Genomic DNA, 23,353 nt, shown 5'->3' on the forward strand with positions numbered 1-23,353 from the left:
TCGGTTCGGGTCGCGGATGTACGCGTCCGTTCCCTGCTGGAGCGAGGCGCGGCGCATCCGCGTCGTCGGAGCCCCCGCCTAGTGTCCGGCCGTGGCGATGTGGACCGGGTTGGTCGGCCAGGAGCACGCGATCGAGGCGCTCGAGCGCGCCGCGCAGCGGCCGGGCCACGCGTACCTCCTGGTCGGACCGCCGGGATCGGGCGTCGAGGTCGCGGCCCGCAGCTTCGCGGCCGAGCTCGTCGCTCCCGACGGCGACGAACGCATCCGCGGCCTCGTGCTGCGCGGCCTGCACCCCGACGTCGTCGAGTTCGAACCCGGCGGGTTCTCGTACCTCGTCGACAAGGACGTGCGCGAACGGATCCTCCCCGAAGCGAGCCGCGCCCCGATCGAGGCGGACCGCAAGGTGCTCGTGCTGTTCGAGGCCGAGCGTCTCAAGGGCAACCAGAACGAATCCGCGAACGCGCTGCTGAAGACGCTCGAAGAGCCGCCGCCGCGCACGGTCGTCGTGCTCGTGACCGGCGCGCCCGACGACCTGATCCCGACCGTGCGGTCGCGCTGCCAGCGCGTCGACCTCGAACCGGTGGCGCTCGGTGCGCTCGAGGCCGCGCTCGTCGACGACGGCTGCAGTGCCGACGACGCGCACCTCGCGGCCCGTCTCTCCGGGGGCAACCTCGCGCGCGCACGCAACCTCGCGGGACCGCTGCGCGACCTGCGCGCCGCGTTCGCGAACGCGCCGCGACAGGTCGACGGAACCGGCGGCACCGTCGCGCGAGTGGCCGACGAGCTCGACGCGGCGGTCGAAGCCGCGGTCGACACCGTCGCGCGCCGGCACGCCGAGGAGCTCGCGGAGTTCGATGCCGACATGGAGCGGCACGGCTACTCCGACCGAGACGCGCAGCGGCTACGACGCCGGCTCGAGGATCGTCAGAAGCGCGAGGTGCGGCGCGCGCGCATCGACCTGCTGACCGAAGGCGTCACCGCGATCGAGTCGGTGTACCGCGACGCGCTCGGGTCTCCCGCGAGCCCGCTCAACGCCGACCTCGCGCCGCTCGCGGTCAACGCGCGGGCGGTCGGTGTCGCGCTCGACGCCTGCCGCGCCGCGCGTGAGGCGTTCCTCATCAACGAGAAGGGCCTCGTGCGGCTTCAGTATCTGCTGTTGTCGCTCCCCGCGGCGGGGAACTAGCAGACGCCCTCCGCGCCGCCCGGTCCGCCGTAATAGAAGAACGACGGCGTTGCGCCCGCCGCACGCGTGTACTTGATCGTGTAACACGTCGAGGTCGCGCTCGGGGTCAACGCCGTCGCGTGGTATTGGCCTTTCGGCGTGATGTACTCGATCCCGCTCTGGTACGCGGCCTTGTGCACGCCGGCCTTCGCGAACTTGCCGCTGCCCATCGCCGGCCACGGTGCCGATGTGACGCTGGCGTTCACCTCACCGCCGAAGTCGACCTCGGTCGCGTTCTTCGACATCTGCCCGCCGTTGTAGACCGACGTCGGGAAATAGCCGATGTACGTGTCGTTGATGTTGAGCCACCACCTGCCGCCGGTGAGGAACCAGTACTGAGCGAAGTGGTCGTCGACGGTCGGCGTGCTGCAGCACGGCTTCACCGGAGCACCGATACCGACGCTGTTGTCCGTCTGCACGAACGCGCCGCAGGTCAGGTTGTAACAGCCGGTGTGGTTGTAGCCGTCGGCGGTGAAGTAGACGAAGAGGATGGGCTTCTTCGGAGAGAACCCGAGGTCTTTCGTCCATCCCGCTTCCGCGGTTTGCAGGTTCGAACCCGATCCTCCGGTGACCCACTGCTGCGACAGGCTGTGGTCGTCGCCACCGACGGCCGGAGGCAGCTTCGGGTTCCAGACGCTGATGGTCGACAGCGCGCCGAAGTTCTTCACGAGCTGAAACGCGTGCGCGTAGCGGTAGGTGCTGGCGTCGACGGCGGCGCGGGGGGCCTTGCCGCGCGACAGGAACGCGCGCACGCTCGTGTAGCGCGCCATCTGGTCGAGCGTCGTGCGTTGCATCGGCACCGTGCCGGCCGCGCAGGAGACCACTGCACCCCGTGCGTCGGTTCCCTCGGTTGTCCAGAGCTTCGAGTGAGCGGTGGATGCGCCCGGCATGGGCGCGGGCGTCGGCGCGATCGCGCGCCCGCGCGCCGAGGGCTGGCTGGCGATCGTGACACAGTCGAAGTACGAGCCGTCGGTGACGAACGACCGGCGCACGTCGACGCCGCGGTAGAGCGCTTGCAGGTAGGTGCGCATCTGCGCGAACGCCGTCGCCGAGGCGACGACCCGGCCGCGCGGCGCGGCTGGCGCGTAGGTCGCGTGACCGAGCTCGGCGCGGAACTCGTCGAACGTCGTGAACGCGCGCCTGGCCGTTGGCCGCGACGACGACGCGAACGCCTGCGGACCCACGCACAGCCCCAACGCACAGACCGAAAGCAAAAGCGCCGCGAATCGGTGTCCTCGAACGACCCTCATCGTGCCCCACCCTTCTGTCGTGACCGCGTCGCTCGAAAGCGACCCGCGGTTCGCACCCCGCGGGCGACGCTACCGGTGGGGGGTGTTCAGGACAACGACCCCGGGAGGCGGCGCGGTAAGCTGCCCGCTCCCTTGCCGGGGTAGCTCAGTCGGTAGAGCAGCTCACTCGTAATGAGCAGGTCAGGAGTTCGAATCTCCTCTCCGGCTCCAGCGGCGCGCCGCGTCGCGCGTATGGATGCGTCGCGCCGCCGAGTGCGGGTGTGACCAGAGACCTCAACTCCCGGGTCGCGGCGACCGATATCTCTTCGATGCGCGCGTTGCGAATCCTCGCGGCCAGCGCCCTTCTCGTGGGAACGGCGGCGTTCGTCGTCGCGCCCGCCGAGGTCGCGACTGCCGACACGCCCGTCTCGTCCGTGAGCGCCGGTCTCGGCCACACCTGCGCGGTGACGGGCGCCGGCGGCGTGCAGTGCTGGGGTTTCAACGACTTCGGTCAGCTCGGCGACAACACCACGGTCGACCGCAGCGTGCCCGCCGACGTATCCGGTCTGACGAGCGGTGTCGCACAGGTGAGTGCGGGTGCCTATGACACGTGCGCCGTCACGACGGCGGGCGCGGTGAAGTGCTGGGGCTTCAACGACGACCACGAGCTCGGCGACGGCTCGACCGCGAGCTCGGCGGTCCCCGTCGATGTCGTGGGCGCGAGTTCCGGCGTCCGTTCGGTCGCGACCGGCGGCGTGTTTTCCTGTGCGTTGACGACGTCCGGTGCCGTGGAGTGCTGGGGCGACAACGTGGGATCGACCGCCACCGCGATTCCCGCGCTCGGAACCGGTGTGCAGGCGCTCGCCGCGGGTGACACGAGCATGTGCGCACTGACCAGCGCCGGCGCAGTCATGTGCTGGGGATTCAACGACTACGGCCAGCTCGGCGACGGCACGACGACGGACGACTGGACACCCGCCACGGTCTCCGGTCTCGCCAGCGGTGTCGTCATGATCGGTGCGGGCTCCGACCACGTGTGCGTGGTCACGGCGGCTGACGCGGTGCAGTGCTGGGGTCGCAACAACAACGGCCAGCTTGGCGACGGCACCGAGACCGAACGGCATACTCCGGTAACGATCGACGAGGTCGACGCCACCGATATCGCGTGGATCGGCGGTGGCAACGGCGAGACGTGCGTGCTGACGCATGGCGGCGGCGTCGAGTGCTGGGGAGCGGACTTGGGCCTCCAGCTCGGTGGTGCGAGCACCGATCGGAGCACGCAGCCGATGCCCGTCGTAGGCCTCGGCGCGGGGGTGGCCAGCCTCGCGATCGGCGGCGACCACGCGTGCGCGCTCACGAGCGACGATGCCCTGCAGTGCTGGGGCTTCAATGAATATGGTCAGCTCGGCGACGGTGGATCGTGGACCGAGCCGCTCGCGAAGGATGTCGTCGGTCTCGGTTCCGGGGTCACCGCGACCGGCGCGGGCTATCACCACACCTGCGCGGTCGTGAGCGGTGCGCTCGAGTGCTGGGGTCAGAACAATCGTGGTCAGCTCGGAGACGGCACGACCATCGAGCGCGACGTGCCGGTCGACGTCGTGGCGCTCGAAGCCGGGGTGTCGGCCGTCACCGGGGGCGACGTGCACACGTGCGCGCTGACCAACGCCGGCGCGGTCGACTGCTGGGGTAGCGATTCGAACGGGCGTCTCGGCGACGGCGGCACGACGCAGAGCTCGGTGCCGCTGCCGGTCTCGGGTCTCGGCAGTGGCGTCGAGCAGATCTCGGCGGGTGTGGCGCACACGTGCGCGCTCACCGTCGCCGGAGCCGTCGAGTGCTGGGGTTCGAACCACGACGGGCAGCTCGGCGACGGAACCAACGTCGACCGGCACGCGCCGGTTGCGGTGTCGGGCCTGTCGTCGGGCGTCGAACAGATCGCAGCGGGCGGCAACTTCACGTGCGCGTTGACGAACCACGGCGCCGTGAAGTGCTGGGGCTTTCCATATCTCGGCGACGGGACCACGGCCGGGAGCAACTCGCCGGTGCAGGTGTCGGGACTCACGTCGGGTGTCACGGCGATCGCGGCCGGCGGCTACTACGGCTGCGCCGTGACGACCGGCGGCGCGTTGAAGTGCTGGGGTGATGACATTGGTACCGGCGGAACGAACTTGGTTCCGACGACGGTGCCCGGCGCGAGCTCCGGGGTCGCCTCGATCGACGCGGCGGCATCGAGCGCGTGTCTGCGGACGGTCGGCGGTGCCGCGAAGTGCTGGGGTGACGACGACTTCGGGACGCTCGGAAACGGGACCAGCGGCGGCGACTACGCCTCGCCGGTCGACGTCATCGGCCTCAGCACCCACGTCACCGCGGTCGCGACCGAGGGAGATCACGCGTGTGCCATCACGACGGATCACGCGCTGCACTGCTGGGGCAACAACTCGAACGGTCAGGTCGGCATCGGCCCGGCGGGCGAGAGCTTGGTTCCCGTCGGCGTCGTGGGACTCGGCCTTGACGGCGCCGTGGCATCGGAGGCGCCGGCGAACGTCTCGGTCGGAGCCGCGAACGGAGCGGCGAACGCATCATGGACGGCGCCGGTCGATGACGGCGGCGCGGATGTCTACGGCTACGTCGTGACCGTGCTGAGCGCCACCGGCGCGACGGCGTCCGGTGTCGCGGGCTCGCATATCCGCGTGACGTCTACGGGCGTGCAGTCGTTCGCGCTCGGCAACGGCCGATCGGCGGCCGCAGGAACGAGCACGGTCTTCGCGGGCCTCAGCAACGGAACGCAGTATCGCCTCGACGTCGCGCCGCTCACCCGCGCGGGAATGGGCCGCGCGAAGTTGTCGCCTGCCGTCCAACCGCACGCGCCGGCGCCCGCCGCGAGTGGCTACTGGATGGTCGACTCGACCGGGCACGTGTACGCGTTCGGATCCGCGCACTACGCGGGCAACGCGCCGACGTCGCGCGTCGTGCACATCGAAGGGACGCCGAGCGGGCGCGGCTACTGGATCATCGACGCGGCGGGTGCCGTGTACGCGTTCGGCGACGCGCCGTACCTGTCCGGCGCGGGTGCGCTCGCGCCGGGTGAGGTCGCCGGCAGTCTGTCGTCCACGCCGACCGGGCACGGCTACTGGATCTTCACGTCGTCCGGTCGCGCGGTCGCGCGCGGAGACGCGAAGTTTTTCGGCGACCTGCGCGGTGTCGCCCTGCGCGCACCGATCGTCGCGTCGGTCGCGACGCCGACCGGCAAGGGCTACTACATGGTCGCGTCGGATGGCGGCGTGTTCGCGTTCGGTGACGCGCGCTTCCACGGGTCCACGGGCGCGATGCACCTGAACCAACCGGTCGTCGGGATCGTCGCGACGCCGGCGCACAACGGCTATTGGCTCGTCGCGTCCGACGGTGGTGTGTTCGCGTTCGACGCATCATTCCGTGGCTCCATGGGCGGGCGGCACCTCAACCGACCGATCGTCGCGATGGCGCGTTACGGCAACGGCTACGTGCTCACCGCGTCCGACGGTGGGGTGTTCGACTTCTCGGACAAGGCGTTCAGTGGCTCGCTCGGCGCGCACCCGCCGAGCAGCCCGATCGTCTCCGTCGCCGCCTTCGCAACCTCGTAACGACGCCGCGCGCGCGTCAGAAGAGCCGCAGGCGGTGCGCGATCGCGGCGGCGTCGGTGCGGCGCGCGACGCCGAGCTTGGCGAGGATGTTCGACACGTGCACGCTCGCGGTCTTGCGGCTGATGAAGAGCGCGTCCGCGATCTCGCCGTTCGAGCGGCCTTCCGCGACGAGCCGCAGCACCTCCGACTCGCGCGGCGTGAGCCCGAGGCGTTCCGCCGCGTTCGCAGCCGAGCCGTCCGCGTCACCGCCCTCTGAATCAGCAGCGGGCGCGATCGTGACGACGAGTCGCGCGCGCTTCGACAGCGCGGCGATCTCCTCTTGCAGCGGCGTCGCGCCGAGCGCGTCGGCGATCGTCGCCGCTTCCTTCAGCGCGGCGACCGCGTCGGGCGCGCGATCCGACTCGACCAGTGCTTCGCCGAGTCGGAACAGGCTGTACGCCTGCGGGAACGGCTGGTGCGTCTCGAGCCACGCGTCGGCCGCCGTCTGCCAGGCCGAGGGCTCGGGCGTGCCAACCGCGCGGGTGAGCTCCGCCGTCGCGAGGTGCCCTTCGGCCACGGCGGCCGGGAAGTCGGGGAGGCGTGCGATCATCGCGCGCAGCGCATCGATCTGTTGTGCAGACGTGCCGTCGTCGACGCGGCGTTCGTCGCGAGCCTGCTGCGCGAGGTCGGCTTCGACGCGGACGGCGACGCGCAGGAGCTCCCATCCGTAGCGCGTGCCCTCGCAGTTCTCGATCGTGAACCCTTCACGCGCGAACGCGCGCGCCTCGTCGAGCCGGCCGAAGAGCCGCGCGACCTCGGCGCGCAGCGCGCAGATCTGCACGTACTCCTGCGACGGCTGCCAGTCGAGGCCGAGCAGCGCCCGCATCGCCGTGATCTGCTCGGCGGCCGCTTCGGCTCCATCGCGGGCGAGGACCAGCTCGACGAGGTTGAGCCGGAGCCAGATCTCGCTGACGTCGGTTCGCGCGAGCGCGTCCTGCATGACACGCTCGGCTTCGTCCCATTGGCCGAGCCACGTGAGCGACTCCGCGAGGTTCGCCGCGAGGTACGAGCCACGGCTCCGGAGCAGACCGACCTCACGCGCCTGCTCGAGTCCTCGGCGCGCGATGTCGACGGCCGCTGCGCCGTTCCCGGCGACCTCGAAGACGTGCGCGAGGTTGACCGCCGCGCGCAACGCGCTGTCGTACTCGCCGAGCGACTCCGCCAGCGCGGCCGCTTCCTGCAACCACGCGATCGCCTGCTCCATGTCGGCGAGCGTTCGGGGTGTCGTGCCGAGCGTGATGAGCGGGATCACGAGGAGCTGGGGTTCGCCGGCTGCACGCGCGGCGTCGACCGCGTCGTGAGCAACCGCGATGACGCGGTCTGTCGCGCCCTCCCAGTACTGCATCACGCTCGCCAGCGTGCCGAGCACCTGCGCGCGTACCGGACCCGCGTCGGGCACGAGGCGCTGCGCGGTTTCGAGGTCGCCGAGCGCGGTCTCGCGGTCGCGCTCGCGCAGCACTCGAGCTCGACGCTCGAGCGCGAGCGCCCTGCGAATCGCGTCGCCTTCCGAACCGAGCTCTTCGATGGTCTCGGTCGCGAGCTTGACCGCGCGGTCGAGGTAGCCGGCCGTCGCCTCGACGTCGCTCGCGAGCTCGAGCAGACCGACGTGGTCCGTGCCCGCCACCGCGGCGGCGTCGGGCACCGCGTCCCAGATCTCGAGCGCGCGACTGACGTGCGCGGCAGCGTCGGCGACCGCGTACGCCTGCCGTGCCTCGCGCGTCGCGAGCATCGCGGCGTCGAGCGCGCGCGGGAGATCGTGTGCCGCGAACCGGTGGAGTGCGATCGCGCTCGCGACCGAGCCCGCGTCCGCGAGCGACGGGTCGGCGACGAGCGTGTCGGCGTACGCGGTGTGCACGCGCGCGCGGGTACCCGGTAGGAGGTCGTCGTAGATCGCGTCCTCGACCAACGCGTGACGGAACGCGAATGCGCCGGCGTCGTCGACCGCGAGCACGTGCTGCTCGACCGCTTCGCGCAGTCGCGCCTCCAACTCCGCTTCGTCGAGACCGCTCACGACGGTGATCAACCGATGCGAGACACGCCGGCCGCCGACGGCGAGCAGCTGGAGCACGCGCTGCGTCGGCTCACTGAGCCGCTCGACGCGCGCGAGCAGGACGTCGCGCAGGTGCGGTGACAGCCCGCGGCGGTCGCCCGACTGGATGACCCCGATGACTTCTTCGACGAGGAACGCGTTGCCGCCGGAGCGCTCGATCACGTCGTCGAGCAGCTGACCTTCGGCCGCGTGCCCGAGCATGCTCGCGAGCTGCGCGGCGACGTCGTCGCGTCCGAAGCGCTCGAGCGGCAGATGCTCGACGATGCGGTGGCGCTCGAGCTCGGCGAGCAGCGGACGCAGCGCATGCCGGCGGTCGATCTCGTCGGCGCGGTACGTCGCGACGAGCAGGAATCGCGAGCCGCGCACCGAGCGGACGAGGAAGCTCAGGAAGTCGAGCGTCGAGCGGTCGGCCCAGTGCAGATCCTCGATGACGAGCACGAGCGGGCGCTCGTCGGCGAGCCGTTCCAGCAGTCCGAGCAGCAACTCGAACAGACGCCCGGTACCGACCGCGTCGGATCCGTCGTCGTGACGATCGTTCGGGCCGGGCGCGGGCGCGAGCTCGAAGAGCACGCGCGACAAGTCGCGGCGCGCGGTGCCGAGCAACGCGTCGAGATGCTGCGCCTCGGTCGTGCGCACGAGATCGCGCAACGCGTCGGCGAGCGGCGCGAAGGGCAGGCCCTCGCCCGCGAGCTCCACGCTCGACCCGGTGAGCACGCGTGCACCGTCGGCCGCGGCGCGTGCCGCGGCCTCGTGCACGAGCCGGGTCTTGCCGACACCGGCCTCGCCTCCCACGAGCACCACCGCGGGATCTCCGCTCGCGCTGCGCTCCTGCGCGGCCGCGAGCCGTGCGAGCTCCTTGGTGCGTCCCACCATCTCGGGTGTGACGAACGGTGCCGGCATCGAACGCAGCGTAAATGCGGAGAGCGGGCGGCCACCAAGGGCCGCCCGCTCCGAGCCGATCGTCACGCGCTGATCACGCGTGGTCATCGTTCACGATCGTCTGCACGACGTGCGGCGTGGCGACGGTCGCGTTCGCCGCGCCGCCGAGGTTCACGAAGAACGTCTCGTTGCCCTCGACCCTACGGTCACCGTCGATGACGACGCTGATGACCGCCGACGTCTGGCCCGCGGGGATCGTGACCGTGCCCGACGTCGCGAGGTAGTCCGAGCCTGCGGTCGCGGTCCCGTCGGCCGTCACCCAGTGGACGGTCACGTCGGCGATCGCAGGCGCGCTGAGGCGCACGGCGATGGCGCGGGTGCGCGTGCCGACGTTGCCCTCGTTCGCCGAGGTCGACGCCACGCTGATCTTCGACGCGGCCGCGACCTTGATCGTCTGCACGAGCTTCGCCGCGGTGCCCACGCCGTTCGTCGCCTGCAACGTGAAGTGGAACCGTCCCGCCGCCGCCGGCGTGCCGGTCAGGGCGCCCGCGGACGAGAGGACGAGACCGTTCGGGAGCCTGCCCGAGAGCAACTGCACGGTCGGTCGAGGCGTGCCCTCCGTGCCGTACGTCAAGGCGAACGGGTGCCCGACCTGTGCGGCGGGTGGCGTCGCGGGGTCGAACGCCGGGGCGGTCCGCGCCGCAGTCGCCTTGAACGCCGCGGCAGCCAGGCGCTTCTCGCAGAGCGCCGTGATGCGCGCGGTGCCCTTCGTGCTGCCGGCGACGACCGTGCCGGGGTCGGCGTTCCCGTTCGCGTCGGTCGTGACCGAGATCGCGTGCGGCGACGACGCGTCGGCCGCGGCGAAGCTCACGAGCCCGTCGTAGTCGACGAACGACACCGAGCATCCGGCGATCGGGTCACCGACCGAGTCGGTGACGTGGGCCACGGGGTCGTGCGCGAACGCCGTCCCGACGGTCGCGGAGGCGGTCGCGGGCGTGAGCGTCACCTTCGACGGGAGTCCCGGCGCGACGTCGACCTCTTCGACCCAGCTCGTGAGGCCGGCTTCGTTGTACGCGTTCACCGTCATCATGTACGTGCCGGCCTTCGTCGGCGTGCCGGAGAGGACACCCGAGTTGTCCATCGTCATGCCGGGTGGCAGCGCGCCGGTCGCCGCGAGCAGCGGCTGCGGCCAGCCGGTCGCCGAGTACTGCGTCGCCGCGAACTCGCCGGCCGTGGGCTGCAAGGCGGGCGCCACGATGGGCTGGGGCGCGACCGCGGTCCCGAAGAGCAGGCTCACCGAGCCGTTGCCGCCGATCGACGACGTGAGTCCGTTGTAGAGGTCGGCCCAGGGCGTCACGTACGACGAGCCGCCGCCGCCGCTGCCGTCACCCGCGCCGCCGCCGCCGCCGTAGTAGCCGGCACCGCCGCCACCACCGCCATTGCAGCCGTCGGCGCCGCCGCGGCCGCCCTGCTGGTAGTCGCCCACGCTCGCGAAGTTGTTGCCGCCGTCGGTGCCGACGCCGGGGACGCCACCGACCGATTGCGTCCCGCCGCCCGCGGCGTGGCTCGGGTCGGGGTCGACGCTCGTGCCCGGGTCGCCGTTCGGCACGTCGCCGTTGCCGCCGCGCATCTGGAAGCGCGCGCCGCCGCCCGCGCCCGCGACGAACATCGGGTAGTCGATCTGCTCACCGGAGAAGAACGCGGTCTCGCCCCCGCCGCCCCCGCTGGCGTGGCAGTCCGTTCCGACCGCGCCGACGCCGCCGCCGCCGAAGCCGTAGCCGCCCGCGCCGCCGAGCACCTCGCCCACGGCGTCGGTGACGCTGCCGCCCTCACCGCCGACGATGACCGTGTAGGTCTGGCCCGCGACGATCGGCACCTCGGCCTCGACGAGCGCGCCGTTGCCGCCCGGTGTCGTGGTGCCGTCGGACGCGGTCTGCGACCCGCCCTGCGCGCCGCGAAGCACGATCTCCGCGGAGTCGACGCCCGCGGGTGCCGTCCACCGGTAGAGCGCGGGACTCGTGAAGTCGATCTCGCCGGTCTGGGTCGCGTGCGCGGCTCCGGCTCCGAGCGTCGCCATCGTCGCGGCCATCGCGACGGAGCCGGCGAGCACGGTGACGGAGCGAAGGAACGGTCGCATGGTGCTTCTCCTCGAATCGGGAACTGACTCGAGGATCGGGCTAAGGCAGCGGACCCGACATCGGGCCAGTGCTTCAAAGTCGCGGGCGCCTACCTCACGCGAGGTGGCTCACGCCCGGCGCCTACCTCAGGTTGCCTGGGTCGCGGGAGTACATCGGGGCAACGAGCGAATCACAGATTGTTCGCGATCGACCCACGGTTCCGTGGAGTGCAGCAGCTCAGCCGCGCATCGTGGCCATGCAATGCTGCGCCACGGGCCTGCTCGCGCTGTCCGCCGCGGCACCTCGTTCGCTGTCGAGCGCGTCTCACGAGCAATTCCGGCGATACCCAACGCAGGCCCGTCGAGTGTTCACGCCGACCATCCCGCTCAGCAACGACGCGCCGGCGCTGAACAAGTCGTTCACGCTCGTGAGCGCGCAGAGCCTCTCGGGATCGTTCGCGACCATCGACGATCCGGCTGGCGAGCCGTTCACCTACACGTCGACAACCGGGACGATCAAGCCTACGAGTGACCCGTCGCACGCCTCAGCTGTAACCGTTTGGTCACGGCGTGTGGAGTAACCATCATCCCGACGCGAAGCGGGAGAACCCATGGCGAAGCGACACATCCGACTGCAGGCACTCGTGATCGCTGCGGCGACATGCATAGCGGGCATCACGAGCGTCGCGGCTGCTTCGTCCGCGGTCGCGGTGAGTACGGCGTGTCCCGCGCCGGCCCTTGCGACCGTGCCGTGTGTCGTCGCCGCGCAGAACAACACGAGCAGTCCGACGCTCACGCCGACGCCGACCCATCTCGTCACGACGAGTGTCGGGGCGGGTCGGTACTCGATCGTCGCGAGCGCGGTGATCTTCAACTCGTCCGGCACCGGCGAGCCCCTTCCGTTCGCGTACTGCACGCTCAAGGCCGGCGGCGCGCTGCTCGACCAGACCGTCGCGTACACCATCGACCAAGCCACGACCGTGACCCTCCTCGCCGCCGCGAACTTCACGGCGACGACGCGACTCACCATCTCGTGCGCGGATCCGAGGGGCTTCGCCTCGCTGACCGCCGACTACGCGCGGTTGCAGGCGACGCGTTTGGGAACCTTGCGCCAGCCGGCCGAAGGGACGAGCAAGGCCGTGAAGTGTCCGCATGCGACCTTCGCGTCGATCCCGTGTGCGATCCAGGTGCAGACGAGCACCCCGGTCGCGATTGGCGGGTCGCCGACGCCGGTTGCGACGGTCGAGCTCGAGCCCGGTTTGTACACGATGATCGGTCGTGTCGCGTTCCGCGCGACGTCGAGCGGCAGCGCGAACGTCGCGTGCATGAGCGACAACGCCGTCATCGGACTGAGCGAGGGAACGGCCTTCGTCCTTCAGGGCAAGACCGCCGCGCTCTCGCTCGGCACCTCGTTCGCGCTGGGTGCGTCGCCGCAGCCCGTCGAGGTGACGTGTTCGCTGCTGGGCGGTCCTCAGGCGACGGTCGCGAGCGTGCGGCTCACGATCGTGCGCGTCGCGACGCTCGTGCGGGCGACCGGCGCGCAGGCGAAGTGCCCGCTCAAGCGGACGACCGTGCCGTGCGCGATCACGGCGCAGGGCGGTGCGTCGACGCTGACCAGCACGCATTCGGTCGTCGCCGAGGCGAAGGTCGCGGCGGGTGACTACGTCGTGTCCGCCGCCGTATCGGTCGAGAGCGACGATCCGGCCGGTGGTTTCCATTTCGTCGACTGCGCGCTCGTCACCGGGGCCGGCGAGTTCGGTGGGGCGTTCGAGGTCGTCGGCGGGCAAGGCGCCACGTTGTTCATGCTCGACGTGCACACGAACGGCAAGAAGGCGGACGTGACGCTGTCATGCGCGGACGACAGTGGTAGCGGACAGCTCAGCGTGACGGAGGCCGAGATCACCGCGACCCGCGTCGGGAGTCTGAGCTCGATCGGGTCGTGATCGACGAGTACGGCTGAATCAGGAAGTCGCCGCGGCGCGCGCCTGCGGGGCGAACGCGCGCACACAGTCGCGCCCGCCGCGCTTGGCTTCGTAGAGCGCGAGGTCGCCACGCTCGAGCGTGACGTCGGCGGTCGCGCCGGTCAGACGTCGAGCTCCGGAAGCGGTTCCGGCCCCGTCGCGCGCCATCGCATCCTCACATCGTCCGTTTGCGCCGCGAACTTGCAGAGAATGTCCGGACCGCCGGCGTCGCTCCTGGTCGTGGCCGTACGGGCCTCGGCCGGGCCGGGTCAGCCCGCCGTCGGCTCGAGCACGAAGCGCGTGCCGCCCGATGGCAGCGCACGATGGTCGGCGCCGCGCAGGCTCGCCCCGGCAACGCCCGCCACGTCGGCGACGCGCAAGGGCCAGCGTCTTCTCGGCGGCGAGGTTGGCACATGCGCGCCCGGGCGCCGTCATCGACCCGGCGCATAGCCTGCGCGCCATGGACGTCTCGAAATACCGGCACGAGGGCTCGATCGCGATCGACCGGTCGCCCCACGACGTGTACGCGCTCGTCAGCGATGTGACGCGTATCGGCGAGCTCAGCCCCGTCTGCGCGTCGTCGGCGTGGACCGATCCCGCGCGGGTGGGCAACGAGGGCGCGTGGTTCACGGGGCACAACGTGATCGGCGACCTGTCGTGGGACACGCAGTGCGAGGTCGTCGCCGCGCAGCCCGGGCGTGAGTTCGCGTGGATCAACCACGGTCCCGCGGGCGACGTCGCACTCGTTCGGTGGGGCTACCGCTTCCAGCCCGCCGGTACGGGAACCACGGTGACGGAGTCGTGGCAGATCCTGCCCGCGTACCCCGACTTCGTCGGCGGACGCGATCCGAACATGGACGTCGCGAAGCGCATGGACGGCATGGCCGACCTCGCGCGCACGGGCATCGATCAGACGCTCGCGAACCTGAAGCGCATCGCCGAAGCCTGATCGCGAGATCGCGTCGGTGCCGCGCCGATACCAACGTTCGCGTCGAAAGGGTGCGCGACTGCCCGAGGGTGTCGTCGTCGTGACCCGTCCCACGAAGTGGGGCAACCCGCATCCGCTGTCGCTCGGCCGGGCCGAAGCCGTGCGGCTCTACGAAGCCGACCTGCAAGCCGGTCGGCTCACGATCTCGATCGACGAGGTCCGCGCCGAGCTGCGCGGCCGCGACCTTGCGTGTTACTGCCCGCTCGACGGGCCCTGCCACGCCGACGTGCTGTTGCAGATCGCGAACCATTGATGGACGACGCACTGCGCGCCACGATCGAGCGCGCGCTCGGGAGTGCGATCGTCGACGCGCGGCGCGTGCACGGCGGCGATGTCGCGGTCGCGTACGCGGTCGCGCTCGACGACGGCCGGCGCGTCTTCGCGAAGACGCATCCGAGCGCCCCGCCGAACTTCTTCACGACCGAGGCCGCGGGGCTCGCGTGGCTTCGCGAGCCCGCGGTGATCCCCGTTCCCGAAGTGCTCGCGGTGTCGGACGCGCCGCCGAACCACCTCGTGCTGGAATGGATCGACGAAGGCGGCCGCGCGTCGAACGACGACGCCGAAGCCGCGCTCGGTACCGCGCTCGCGACACTGCACGCGGCCGGCGCGCCGGCGTTCGGGCGCGAGGACCGTCGCAGCACCGGCAGCCGCGGCCTGCCCAACGAGCCGGCCGCGACGTGGGCCGAGTTCTACCGGGACAATCGGCTGCTCCCACTGGCCCGACTCGCACGCGACGCAAACGCGCTGCCGGGGTCGGCGATCGCGCAGCTCGAACGAGTCGCCGCGCACCTCGAAGACCACGGCGCCGCCGACGAGCCGCCCGCGCGGTTGCACGGCGATCTCTGGGCCGGCAATCGGCTCGTCGACGGGCGCGGTCGCAGTTGGCTCATCGATCCCGCGGCGCACGGCGGTCACCGCGAGTTCGACCTCGCGATGATGCGGTTGTTCGGCGGTTTCGGCGCGCGCTGCTTCGACGCCTACGACGCCGCGTGGCCGCTCGAGACCGGCTGGCAAGACCGCGTCACGCTCCACCAGATCGCGCCGCTCGTCGTGCATGCGATCAAGTTCGGCGGCAGTTATGTGGCCGCCGCGCAGCGCGCGATCGCGACGTACGCCTGACCGTCGCCGCGGCCCGGCCGCCGAGATAGGGTCCGCCGAACACCGAGATGCGGGGGCGGAGCATGGGGCGCGACAGGACGGGTTTCGTCGTTGCGATCGCGTTGTCGACCGCGTTCGCCTTCGGTTTCGCAGGCACACCGGCGGGCGCCGCGCCGGCGCCGGTGCAGGGAACGCTGAACTCCGTGTCGTGCACCGCGACGACCGCATGCGTCGCCGTGGGTTCGTACGTGAACGCCGGTAACACGGTCACGCTGGCGGAACGATGGAACGGCACCGCGTGGACGAAGCAGGCCACGCCGAACCCCGCGGGCGGTACCGAGATCGCGCTCAACGGCGTGTCGTGCACGTCGGTGACGAACTGCCTCGCGGTCGGCTCGTACTTCGACGACAGCGGGATCGCGCCGCTCGCCGAGCTCTGGAACGGCACGAAGTGGACGATCAAGACCGTCCCGCTCCCGACCGGTGGACGGGGTGGTGGGTTCAACGGCGTGTCGTGTGTCGCGGCGAAGTGCACCGCGGTCGGCTTCTTCGCCGACAGCGCGAATCAGAACGAGGCCCTCGCCGAGTCGTGGAACGGCAGCACGTTCACCGCGCAGAGCGTGTCCGCGCCCGCCGGCGCGACGACCAACACCTTGAACGCGGTGTCGTGCAGCCCCGCGCCGAGCGTCCACTGCGAAGCGGTCGGCTGGTACTACCACGACGGTTTCTTCATCTCGACGACGCTCGCCGAAGGGTGGGACGGCACCGCGTGGTCGCTTCAGACTGCGCCCGTGCCGCCCAACGCCGAAGGGGGGAGCGTCCCGACCGGCATTTCGTGCACCGCGCCGCGCGCGTGCACGGCGGTCGGGAACGCGTTCAACGGTGGCGACGCGCCGGTTCCCGGCTGGGCGCAACGCTGGAACGGCACCGCGTGGTCGAACCAGAACCTGCGCAGCCCGAAGACCGCGATCTTCAGCCAGCCCGCCGCGGTCTCGTGCAGCACGCCCGGGCCGCCGTGCACCGCGGTCGGCCGCTACGCCAACGGCTCGACGTTCCTGAGCTTCGCGGCGGGGCGCACGGGCACGCGCTGGAAGCCGGAGAAGACGCCGCAGCCGAAGGACTCGACCGGCTCCGCGCTCGGCGGCGTCTCGTGCGTGTCGCCGACCGCGTGCACGGCGGTGGGCAACGCGTCGAACGCAGGGAACGTGCCGCTGACCCTCGCCGAGCTGTGGAACGGCACGAAGTGGACGATCCAGAAGACGCCGGTTCCGTAACGCCGGAGCTTGCGCAGATCGCGCGCGTCGCCGAGAGTTGAGCGTGCTGTTCGGTCTGCGGTTCGACTTCCGGAATCCCGACCTCGCGGGCACGGCGATGGCCGACCGCTACGCGGCCGCGCTCGACATGGTCGAGTGGGCCGACGCGCGCGGCTGCGTGAGCGTCGCGGTGTCGGAGCACCACTCGTCGCCCGACGGCTACCTGCCGAGCCCGTTGCCGATGGTCGCGGCGATGGTCGCGCGCACGAAGAACGTGCGCTTTCTCGTGGCCGCGTTGATCGCGCCGTTCTACGACCCGATCCGGCTCGCCGAGGATCTCGTCGTGCTCGACCATCTCAGTCGCGGCCGCGTCGACGTGATCGTCGCGGGCGGCTACGTGCACGAGGAGTTCGCGCTGTACGGCGTGCCGATGCGCGAGCGCGCGGCGCGTGTGACCGAAGTGGTGACGACGTTGAAGGCCGCGTTCACGGGCGCGCCGTTCGAGTTCCGAGGTCGGACCGTGCACGTGACCCCGCCCCCGTTTCGCGACGGCGGTCCCGCGATCATCCTCGGCGGCAGCAGCGAGCCCGCGGCCCGGCGCGCCGCGCGCATCGCCGACGGCTTCATCCCGTCGGTGCCCGAGGTGTGGGGCTTCTACCGCGACGAGGTGCAGCAGCTCGGCCGGCCCGATCCGGGTCCGAGCCCCGTCGGCGACAACCGCACGGTCGCGCTCGCCGAGGACGCCGACGACGGATGGCACGCGCACGCGCCGTACTTCCTGCACGAGACGAACGCGTACGGCGCGTGGCAGGCGCAGGACGACATCGCCTCGCCGTACCGCGTCGTCGCCAATGCCGATCAGTTGCGGGCGAGCGGCCGCTACGCGGTGCTCACCCCCGACGAGCTGATCGGCGAGCTGCGCGCCGCGCCGTTCCCGTTCGCGATGCTCCACCCCCTGTGCGGCGGCATCCCGCCCGAGCTCGCGTGGTCGAGCCTGCGCCTGCTCGAGGCGCACGTACTGCCGGCGTTCGCGACCTGATCGGCCCACATCTAAGGCATCGGCGCCGGATCTGAGCCTTCCTCCCGATGTGCGAGTGCCTGCCTTAGGTCGATCCTGAGTACAGGACCGAGCCTGGAGGCCGTGATGATCCCGACAACGACGCAATTCACCTGGAACCTCGTCTCCGACGAGCGCCGAGCGCGCGAGATGGCGGCCGCGTACTGGCGACTGGGCCGGCACGTGCGGACGCGTCGCCGTGTGGCGTAGCCGCGGATCGGCGGCGACAATGCCGTCGGTGGTGTCGAGAGTCTCGAGTCCGGCGTTCATCGGACGGGCCGAGGCGCTCGCCCGGCTCGAGGCCGCGGTCGACCGGGCCGCGACGAGCGCCGCGACCGCGGTCGTCGTCGGCGGCGAGGCGGGCGTCGGCAAGTCCCGGCTCGTGCACGAGCTCGCGGCGCGCTGCTCGTACGCACGCGTGCTCCGTGGCGCGTGCATCGAGCTCGGCGACAGTGGTCCGCCGTTCGGACCCATCGTCGAGGTGCTGCGGACGCTCGTGCGCGAAGACGGTGCGCCCGCGATCCGCGCCGCCGCGGGTCCTGCCGCCGACGAGCTCGGCCGGCTCGTCCCCGAGCTCGCGCCCGCGGTCGCCGAGGAGCGGTTGGAAGCTCACGGCGCGGGCCGCGTCTTCGAGGTCGTGCTCGCGCTGTTCGAGCGGCTCGCGCTCGAGCGCCCGCTGCTGATCGTCGTCGAGGACCTCCACTGGGCCGACCACTCGACCCGCCACGTGCTCTCGTACCTCGTGCACCAGCTCGGCCCGGCGCGGGTCGCGCTCGTCGCGACGTTCCGCAGCGACGAGATCAACCGCCGGCATCCACTGCGGCCCTTCCTCGCGGAGGTGGAGCGCAGCGGCCGCGTCGAGCGCATCGACCTGCCGCGCTTCGACCGCGACGAGGTCGCCGCACTCCTCGAGGGCATCCTCGACGCAGATCCTCCGACCGCGCTCGTCGACACCGTGTTCACGCGGGCCGAAGGCAACGCGTTCTTCACCGAGGAGCTCGTGGCCGCGGGCGCCGACCAGCCTGCGCTCGACCTGCCGCCGTCGCTGCGCGATGTGCTGCTCGTGCGGGTCGAGCGACTCTCGCCCCCGGCCCAGGAGCTGCTCCGCATCGCCGCGGCCGCGGGGCGCACCGTCTCCGACGCGCTGCTGGCCGCGGTCGCGCATCGCGACGACATCGAGCTCGCAGAACAGCTACGCGAAGCCATCGAGCAACAGCTCATCGAACGGGTCGGCGACGACGGCTACGGCTTCCGCCACGCGCTCCTCCAGGAAGCGCTCGTCGGCGAGCTGCTGCCGGGTGAACGCGTCGACGTGCACGCCGACTACGCGCGCGCGATCAGCGAGCGGCCGGAGCGCGTCGGTGGCGACCGTGTGAACGTGACCGCATTGCTGGCACACCATTGGTTCGCAGCGCAGGAGCTGGAGCACGCGCTGGTCGCGTCGATCGACGCCGCGCTCGCGGCCGAACGCGTTGGCGCGATGCCCGAGGCGCGCGGGCACTTCGACCGCGCGCTCAGTCTGTGGACGCGCGCGCCGGGAGATCGCTCGGAGCTGCCGCTCGATCACGTCGAGCTGTTGCGCAAGCTCGCCGACGCCGACTCGTTGCTCGGTGACAACTCGCGCGCGCTCCAGCTCGTCGACCGCGCGATCGCGGAGACGCCCACCGACGACGCGCTGCGCCTCAGCGACCTCCTCGTACGCAAGGGTCGCTACCTGTGGCGCGCCGGCGCGACCTCACCCGCGCTCGCGGCGTACGCCGAGGCGCGGGCGACCTGCCCCGCCGATCCGCCGACCGCGCAACGGGCGCGCACGCTCTCGGCGTACGGGCAGTCGCTCATGCTCGTGTCGCGTTATCGGGACGCCGAGCCGGTCTGCCGGGAAGCCATGGCGGTCGCGCAGGCCGTCGGCGACCGCGAGACCGACGGGCACGCGCGCAACACGCTCGGTGGCGTGCTCGGAACGATGGGGCGCTTCGACGAAGGGCACACGCTCCTGCGCGAGTCGCGCGAGATCGCCTTCGAAGTGAAGAACTACGACGATGTGATGCGGTGGTACACGAACTACTCGGAGTCGCTGCTGCGCGCCGGGTCGTCGGCCGAGGGGCTGCAGGTCGCGAAGGAAGGCGCAGCGCTGGCGCGGCAGCTCGGCTTCAACCGCGTCTACGGGAGCTACCTGCACGCCAACATCGCGCTGATCAACTTCGCGCTCGGCGACTGGGACTCCGTCGACCGGAGCACGCGTACCGGACTGGATCTCGATGCGCAGGGCGTGTCGGCGATCCGCGTGCACGCGCTGCGCGCCCGGCTGTTGGTCGCGCGCGGCGACGTCGAAGGTGCGCGGGGTCATGTCGACGTCGCCGCGCGCCTCGCGAGCCACGCCGACGACGTGCAGCACGGCGCGATCGCGCGGGGCGCGGAAGCCGAGGTGCTCGCGGTCGAGGGCGACGCCGAGGGCGCGATCGCCGTGTCCCGGCACGTGCTCGACGTCGTGAACGCGAGCGACGACAACTACTACGCCGAGTTCGCGCTGACCTTCGCGGTCTCGGTCGCGGCCGATGTCGCCGACGCGGCGCGCGCCCGCCACGACGACGCCGGGGTTGCGGACGCACGCGAGCTCGCGGCGCCGTTCCTCGAGCGTGCCGACCGGTTGCGCCACGTGTACGTGAGCCCGAGGACGCGTGGTGAGCTCGCGACGATCGCGGCCGAGCGGGCGCGGCTCGACGGCGCCGACGACGCGGAGCGGTGGCGGGCGACGGCCGCCGTCTGGCGCGAGCTCGGTGAGCCCTATCCGGAGGCGCGGGCTCGGGCCCGGCTCGCGGAGGCGTTGCTCGCGGCGGGCGGGGCGCGTCCGGAGGCCGTCGCCGAGCTGCGCGCGGCCGCGGCCGTCGCCGAACGACTGGAGGCGGCACCGCTGCTCGACCACATCGGTCGCATCGCGCGCTGGGCGCGGGTCGACCTCGACCGCGCCGCCGCGCCGCTCTCGGAGTCCGTCGAGGCCGCGCCCGACGAAGCGCCGTTCGCGCTGACACCGCGCGAGCGCGAGGTGCTGCGGATGGTCGCCGACGGTTGCACGAACCGCGAGATCGCGGCGGCGCTGTTCATCAGCGTCAAGACCGCGAGCGTGCACGTGTCGAACATCCTCGCCAAGCTCGGCGTCGCCAACCGTGCCGAAGCGGGCGTCGTCGCACACCGGTTGGGTCTGGCCGACTCGTAGCGCGATTCAGGCGTAGGTGCGGACGAGCTCGAGCACGGCGTGCGCGTCGGGACCTTCGGCGCGCAGCGCGGTGAGCTCGGGATCGATCCGGCGGGCGGCGACGAGGCACAGCTCCACGCCCGGACCCTCGACCATGGTCGCGGCTTCGGTCTCGGGACGGAAGTCCCACGGCGCGCCGCTCGGCGCGCGCAGCGAGAACGCGACCGGACCGCGCAGCTCGCGCCCGGCCTTCGCGAAGGCGTAGGGGAGCGTGCGCCACGCGAGCCGCGCGACGTGCTCGAGCCGGTCGGTCGGCTCGACGGCGACGCCGACCGCGTCGGTCACGTCGCCGGTGTGGATCCAACACTCCGCGAGTCGGGTCGCGGCGAGTGTGTGCACCGACAGCCGGCCCGCGACCCAGTCGACCCGCGCGTGCGGATCGGTCGCGGCGAGCGCGGTACGGATCGCGGCGGCCCCCGCGCGCCAGCGCGCGTACAGCGCGTCGACCGGGACCCCGCGCTCGTTGGCGACCGTCGCCGCGGCGCCGTCGTCGACGTTGCCCGCGCCGTCGAGCCCTCGTGCGAGCGTCGTCAAACCTTCGGCGAACCGGCCCTGCGCGCTGGCGAGCGCGAGCTCGTCGGTCTGCGCGAGATGGAGCACCACGTCGGCGACGTCCCAGCCCTCGCAACGGCTCGGCCGGTGCCACTCGGCGTCGCCGAGCGCAGCGAGCACCGTGTCGAGCTCGGCGTGCTGCTCGGCGAGCGCGTCGAGGACCGCGGCGACCGCGCTCATTGCGGCTCCGACCCACGCGCTCGGTCGGACTGCGTCGGGCCGCTCATCGCCGGCACCGTACCGGCTCGGTGTGGTCAGCCGGCCCGTGCGACGAGGTCGCGGTCGACCTGAGTGACCGACGTCACGCCACAGGCGGCGAGGGCGCGCCGGAGATCGGCCACGAGATCGTCGAGGACGCGCGTCACGCCGTTCGCACCGTCGAGCGTCAGCCCCCAGATGACGGGCCGGCCGACGAGCACGCCGCGCGCACCGAGCGCCAGCGCGCGCACGACATCCGTGCCGCGCCGGATGCCGCCGTCGACCAACACCTCGGCGTCGCTTCCGAGCGCATCGACGACCTCCGCGAGCGCGTCTGCGGTCGCGACCGTGCCGTCGAGGATGCGGCCGCCGTGGTTCGAGACGACGACCGCGGCTGCGCCCGCGTCGACGCACGCGCGTGCGTCGTCGCCGCGCAGCACGCCCTTCACGATCCACGGCACGCCGGCCGCGCCGACGACTTCCGGCAGATCGCGCGCGGTGATCGTCGGGTCGTACTCGCGCGTGATCGCGGCGAGATCGGTCGGCGCGCGCTCGCCGAGCGCCGTCGCGAGGTTCGGGAAGTCGATGCCGTCGGGCGGCGCGAGCGCGTCGACCGCGCGGGCGGTTCCGTAGGGCACGGCCGCGCCGTCGACACTCACGACGATCGCGCCGGCACCGGCTTCGACCGCGCGCTCGCACAGTGCACGGGTCCGACCTCGATCGCGCAGCACGTACACCTGCATCCACACCGGCGCGAGCGGTGCGAGCGATTCGATCGCGGTCGTGGCGGCCATCGACACGATCACGGGCGTGCCGCGCGCGCCCGCGCCCGCCGCGGTCGCGAGCTCGCCCTCCGGATGCGCGAGGCGTTGCAGTGCCATCGGCGCGACGAGCACGGGCTCGGGAATCGAGATGCCGGCGATCGTCGTCGCGAGGTCGACCGATCCGACGGCCCGGAGCACGTGCGGCCGCAGCCGGAGGCGCGACCACGCGGCCCGGTTGTCGTCGCGCGTCAGGTCGTCGCCGGTGCCCGGCGCGAAGTACTGAGCGGCGGTGCCCAGCGCGGCGACCGCGGCGGCCTCGAGGCGTGCGGGATCGGCGGGGATCTGTGCCATCGCGCGTGATTCTGCTCGCGTAGCGTCGACGGCCATGGCCCGGACGTCCCTCGCCGCCGCGATCGAGGCGGCCGCCGCACGCGATCCCGTCGTCCGTCATCTCGTCGATCTCGCGGGTCCGATCAAGTACCGGCCGCGCAATCCGGACGGGCCGTTCGGTGCGCTCGTGCGCTCGATCGTGTTCCAGCAGCTCGCGGGGGCGGCCGCGCACGCGATCCACACGCGTGTCCGCGCGACCGTGCCCGGCGACCTGACCCCGGAGGCGCTCGCCGCGGTCCCGGACGAGACGTTGCGCGCCGCCGGCCTCTCCGCGAACAAGCTCGCGTCGCTGCGCGACCTCGCCGCCAAGGTCCTCGACGGCACCGTCGTGCTCGACGGTCACTCGCGCCGCAGCGACGACGAGATCGTGGAACGGCTCGTGCAGGTGCGGGGCATCGGGCGCTGGACGGCCGAGATGTTCCTGATGTTCGAGCTCCGGCGGCTCGACGTCTGGCCCGTCGACGACCTCGGTGTGCGCCAGGGCTACGGGTTCGCGTGGGGCGTCGATCCGCCGCCGACCGCGAAGGAGCTCGGCGCGCTCGGAGAGCCGTTCCGCCCGTACCGTTCCGTCGTCGCGCGCTATTGCTGGGAGGCGGTCGCGTTGCTGCGAGGTGGCACCGACCCGAGTCTGCGCTGACGCCGCGCGAGGGCGCCGAATTTCGTCGCGGACCGCGGGTGCGGCCGGGC

16 protein-coding genes and 1 tRNA gene are annotated in these 23,353 nt (G+C 72.0%); 11 read left to right on the forward strand and 6 right to left on the reverse strand.

All coding sequences use genetic code 11. The annotated features are described in order from the left end of the window. The first annotated feature begins 97 nt into the window (after nt 1-97). Nucleotides 98-1,183, forward strand: coding sequence for an AAA family ATPase (locus VH914_06265; protein HEX4490793.1), 1,086 nt, complete (start codon nt 98-100; stop codon nt 1,181-1,183). Here VH914_06265 and VH914_06270 read toward each other — a convergent pair. Further along, nucleotides 1,180-2,406 carry a neprosin family prolyl endopeptidase gene (locus VH914_06270; GenBank protein ID HEX4490794.1) on the reverse strand — a complete coding sequence of 409 codons (1,227 nt, stop codon included), beginning with the start codon at nt 2,404-2,406 and terminating at the stop codon, nt 1,180-1,182. The genes VH914_06265 and VH914_06270 overlap by 4 nt on opposite strands. A gap of 200 nt (nt 2,407-2,606) precedes the next feature. Between VH914_06270 and VH914_06275 the strand changes: the two genes are divergently transcribed. Beyond that, nucleotides 2,607-2,682 (forward strand) — tRNA-Thr (locus VH914_06275). 137 nt (nt 2,683-2,819) lie between these two features. Continuing rightward, the gene (locus VH914_06280) at nt 2,820-6,068 is read left to right on the forward strand and encodes a hypothetical protein (GenBank protein ID HEX4490795.1); all 3,249 of its coding nucleotides are present in this window, start codon (nt 2,820-2,822) and stop codon (nt 6,066-6,068) included. Between the two features lie 16 nt (nt 6,069-6,084). Here VH914_06280 and VH914_06285 read toward each other — a convergent pair whose 3' ends face one another. After that, on the reverse strand, nt 6,085-9,057 hold the full coding sequence (locus tag VH914_06285) for an AAA family ATPase (GenBank protein ID HEX4490796.1): 2,973 nt from the start codon (nt 9,055-9,057) through the stop codon (nt 6,085-6,087). Between the two features lie 73 nt (nt 9,058-9,130). Further along, the gene (locus VH914_06290; GenBank protein ID HEX4490797.1) at nt 9,131-11,173 is read right to left on the reverse strand and encodes a putative Ig domain-containing protein; all 2,043 of its coding nucleotides are present in this window, start codon (nt 11,171-11,173) and stop codon (nt 9,131-9,133) included. 725 nt (nt 11,174-11,898) lie between these two features. On the opposite strand from VH914_06290, the gene VH914_06295 reads away from it, so the two are divergent. Beyond that, the gene (locus VH914_06295) at nt 11,899-13,095 is read left to right on the forward strand and encodes a hypothetical protein (GenBank protein ID HEX4490798.1); all 1,197 of its coding nucleotides are present in this window, start codon (nt 11,899-11,901) and stop codon (nt 13,093-13,095) included. A gap of 18 nt (nt 13,096-13,113) precedes the next feature. On the opposite strand, the gene VH914_06300 is transcribed toward VH914_06295, so the two are convergent. Continuing rightward, nucleotides 13,114-13,281: a hypothetical protein gene (locus tag VH914_06300; protein HEX4490799.1), complete on the reverse strand. Its 168-nt coding sequence runs from the start codon at nt 13,279-13,281 to the stop codon at nt 13,114-13,116. Nucleotides 13,282-13,573: 292 nt separating this feature from the next. Between VH914_06300 and VH914_06305 the strand changes: the two genes are divergently transcribed. The 6 genes from VH914_06305 (at nt 13,574) to VH914_06330 (ending at nt 20,723) form a co-directional block, all read left to right on the forward strand. Next, complete coding sequence (locus tag VH914_06305; GenBank protein ID HEX4490800.1) at nt 13,574-14,062, forward strand: SRPBCC family protein; 489 nt, start codon at nt 13,574-13,576, stop codon at nt 14,060-14,062. Nucleotides 14,063-14,078: 16 nt separating this feature from the next. Further along, nucleotides 14,079-14,354, forward strand: coding sequence for a DUF4326 domain-containing protein (locus VH914_06310; GenBank protein ID HEX4490801.1), 276 nt, complete (start codon nt 14,079-14,081; stop codon nt 14,352-14,354). Further along, nucleotides 14,354-15,220, forward strand: coding sequence for a fructosamine kinase family protein (locus VH914_06315; protein ID HEX4490802.1), 867 nt, complete (start codon nt 14,354-14,356; stop codon nt 15,218-15,220). Before VH914_06310 ends, VH914_06315 begins: the two co-directional genes overlap by 1 nt. Before the next feature lie 62 nt (nt 15,221-15,282). Beyond that, nucleotides 15,283-16,473, forward strand: coding sequence for a hypothetical protein (locus VH914_06320; GenBank protein ID HEX4490803.1), 1,191 nt, complete (start codon nt 15,283-15,285; stop codon nt 16,471-16,473). Nucleotides 16,474-16,516: 43 nt separating this feature from the next. Then, nucleotides 16,517-17,491 carry an LLM class flavin-dependent oxidoreductase gene (locus VH914_06325; protein ID HEX4490804.1) on the forward strand — a complete coding sequence of 325 codons (975 nt, stop codon included), beginning with the start codon at nt 16,517-16,519 and terminating at the stop codon, nt 17,489-17,491. Between the two features lie 256 nt (nt 17,492-17,747). Further along, complete coding sequence (locus tag VH914_06330; GenBank protein ID HEX4490805.1) at nt 17,748-20,723, forward strand: AAA family ATPase; 2,976 nt, start codon at nt 17,748-17,750, stop codon at nt 20,721-20,723. A 6-nt stretch (nt 20,724-20,729) separates the two neighbouring features. Here the strand turns inward: VH914_06330 and VH914_06335 are convergent, their stop codons facing one another. After that, nucleotides 20,730-21,494 (reverse strand): maleylpyruvate isomerase family mycothiol-dependent enzyme, encoded by a 765-nt coding sequence (locus VH914_06335; protein HEX4490806.1) that lies wholly within the window; start codon nt 21,492-21,494, stop codon nt 20,730-20,732. A 74-nt stretch (nt 21,495-21,568) separates the two neighbouring features. Then, nucleotides 21,569-22,627 carry an alpha-hydroxy acid oxidase gene (locus VH914_06340; protein HEX4490807.1) on the reverse strand — a complete coding sequence of 353 codons (1,059 nt, stop codon included), beginning with the start codon at nt 22,625-22,627 and terminating at the stop codon, nt 21,569-21,571. A gap of 34 nt (nt 22,628-22,661) precedes the next feature. On the opposite strand from VH914_06340, the gene VH914_06345 reads away from it, so the two are divergent. Beyond that, on the forward strand, nt 22,662-23,303 hold the full coding sequence (locus VH914_06345) for a DNA-3-methyladenine glycosylase 2 family protein (protein ID HEX4490808.1): 642 nt from the start codon (nt 22,662-22,664) through the stop codon (nt 23,301-23,303). The last annotated feature ends 50 nt before the right edge of the window (nt 23,304-23,353 follow it).

This window comes from Acidimicrobiia bacterium (assembly GCA_036271555.1).
Taxonomy (GTDB): domain Bacteria; phylum Actinomycetota; class Acidimicrobiia; order IMCC26256; family PALSA-610; genus DATBAK01.

What these genes read in the sequence shown, in the direction of transcription:
- VH914_06265 (HEX4490793.1), top strand. Translation starts at nt 98, where the DNA reads ATGTGGACCGGGTTGGTCGGCCAGGAGCACGCGATCGAGGCGCTCGAG.
- VH914_06285 (HEX4490796.1), bottom strand. Translation starts at nt 9,057, where the DNA reads ATGCCGGCACCGTTCGTCACACCCGAGATGGTGGGACGCACCAAGGAG.
- VH914_06290 (HEX4490797.1), bottom strand. Translation starts at nt 11,173, where the DNA reads ATGCGACCGTTCCTTCGCTCCGTCACCGTGCTCGCCGGCTCCGTCGCG.
- VH914_06300 (HEX4490799.1), bottom strand. Translation starts at nt 13,281, where the DNA reads ATGGCGCGCGACGGGGCCGGAACCGCTTCCGGAGCTCGACGTCTGACC.
- VH914_06305 (HEX4490800.1), top strand. Translation starts at nt 13,574, where the DNA reads ATGGACGTCTCGAAATACCGGCACGAGGGCTCGATCGCGATCGACCGG.
- VH914_06315 (HEX4490802.1), top strand. Translation starts at nt 14,354, where the DNA reads ATGGACGACGCACTGCGCGCCACGATCGAGCGCGCGCTCGGGAGTGCG.
- VH914_06320 (HEX4490803.1), top strand. Translation starts at nt 15,283, where the DNA reads ATGGGGCGCGACAGGACGGGTTTCGTCGTTGCGATCGCGTTGTCGACC.
- VH914_06335 (HEX4490806.1), bottom strand. Translation starts at nt 21,494, where the DNA reads ATGAGCGCGGTCGCCGCGGTCCTCGACGCGCTCGCCGAGCAGCACGCC.
- VH914_06340 (HEX4490807.1), bottom strand. Translation starts at nt 22,627, where the DNA reads ATGGCACAGATCCCCGCCGATCCCGCACGCCTCGAGGCCGCCGCGGTC.
- VH914_06345 (HEX4490808.1), top strand. Translation starts at nt 22,662, where the DNA reads ATGGCCCGGACGTCCCTCGCCGCCGCGATCGAGGCGGCCGCCGCACGC.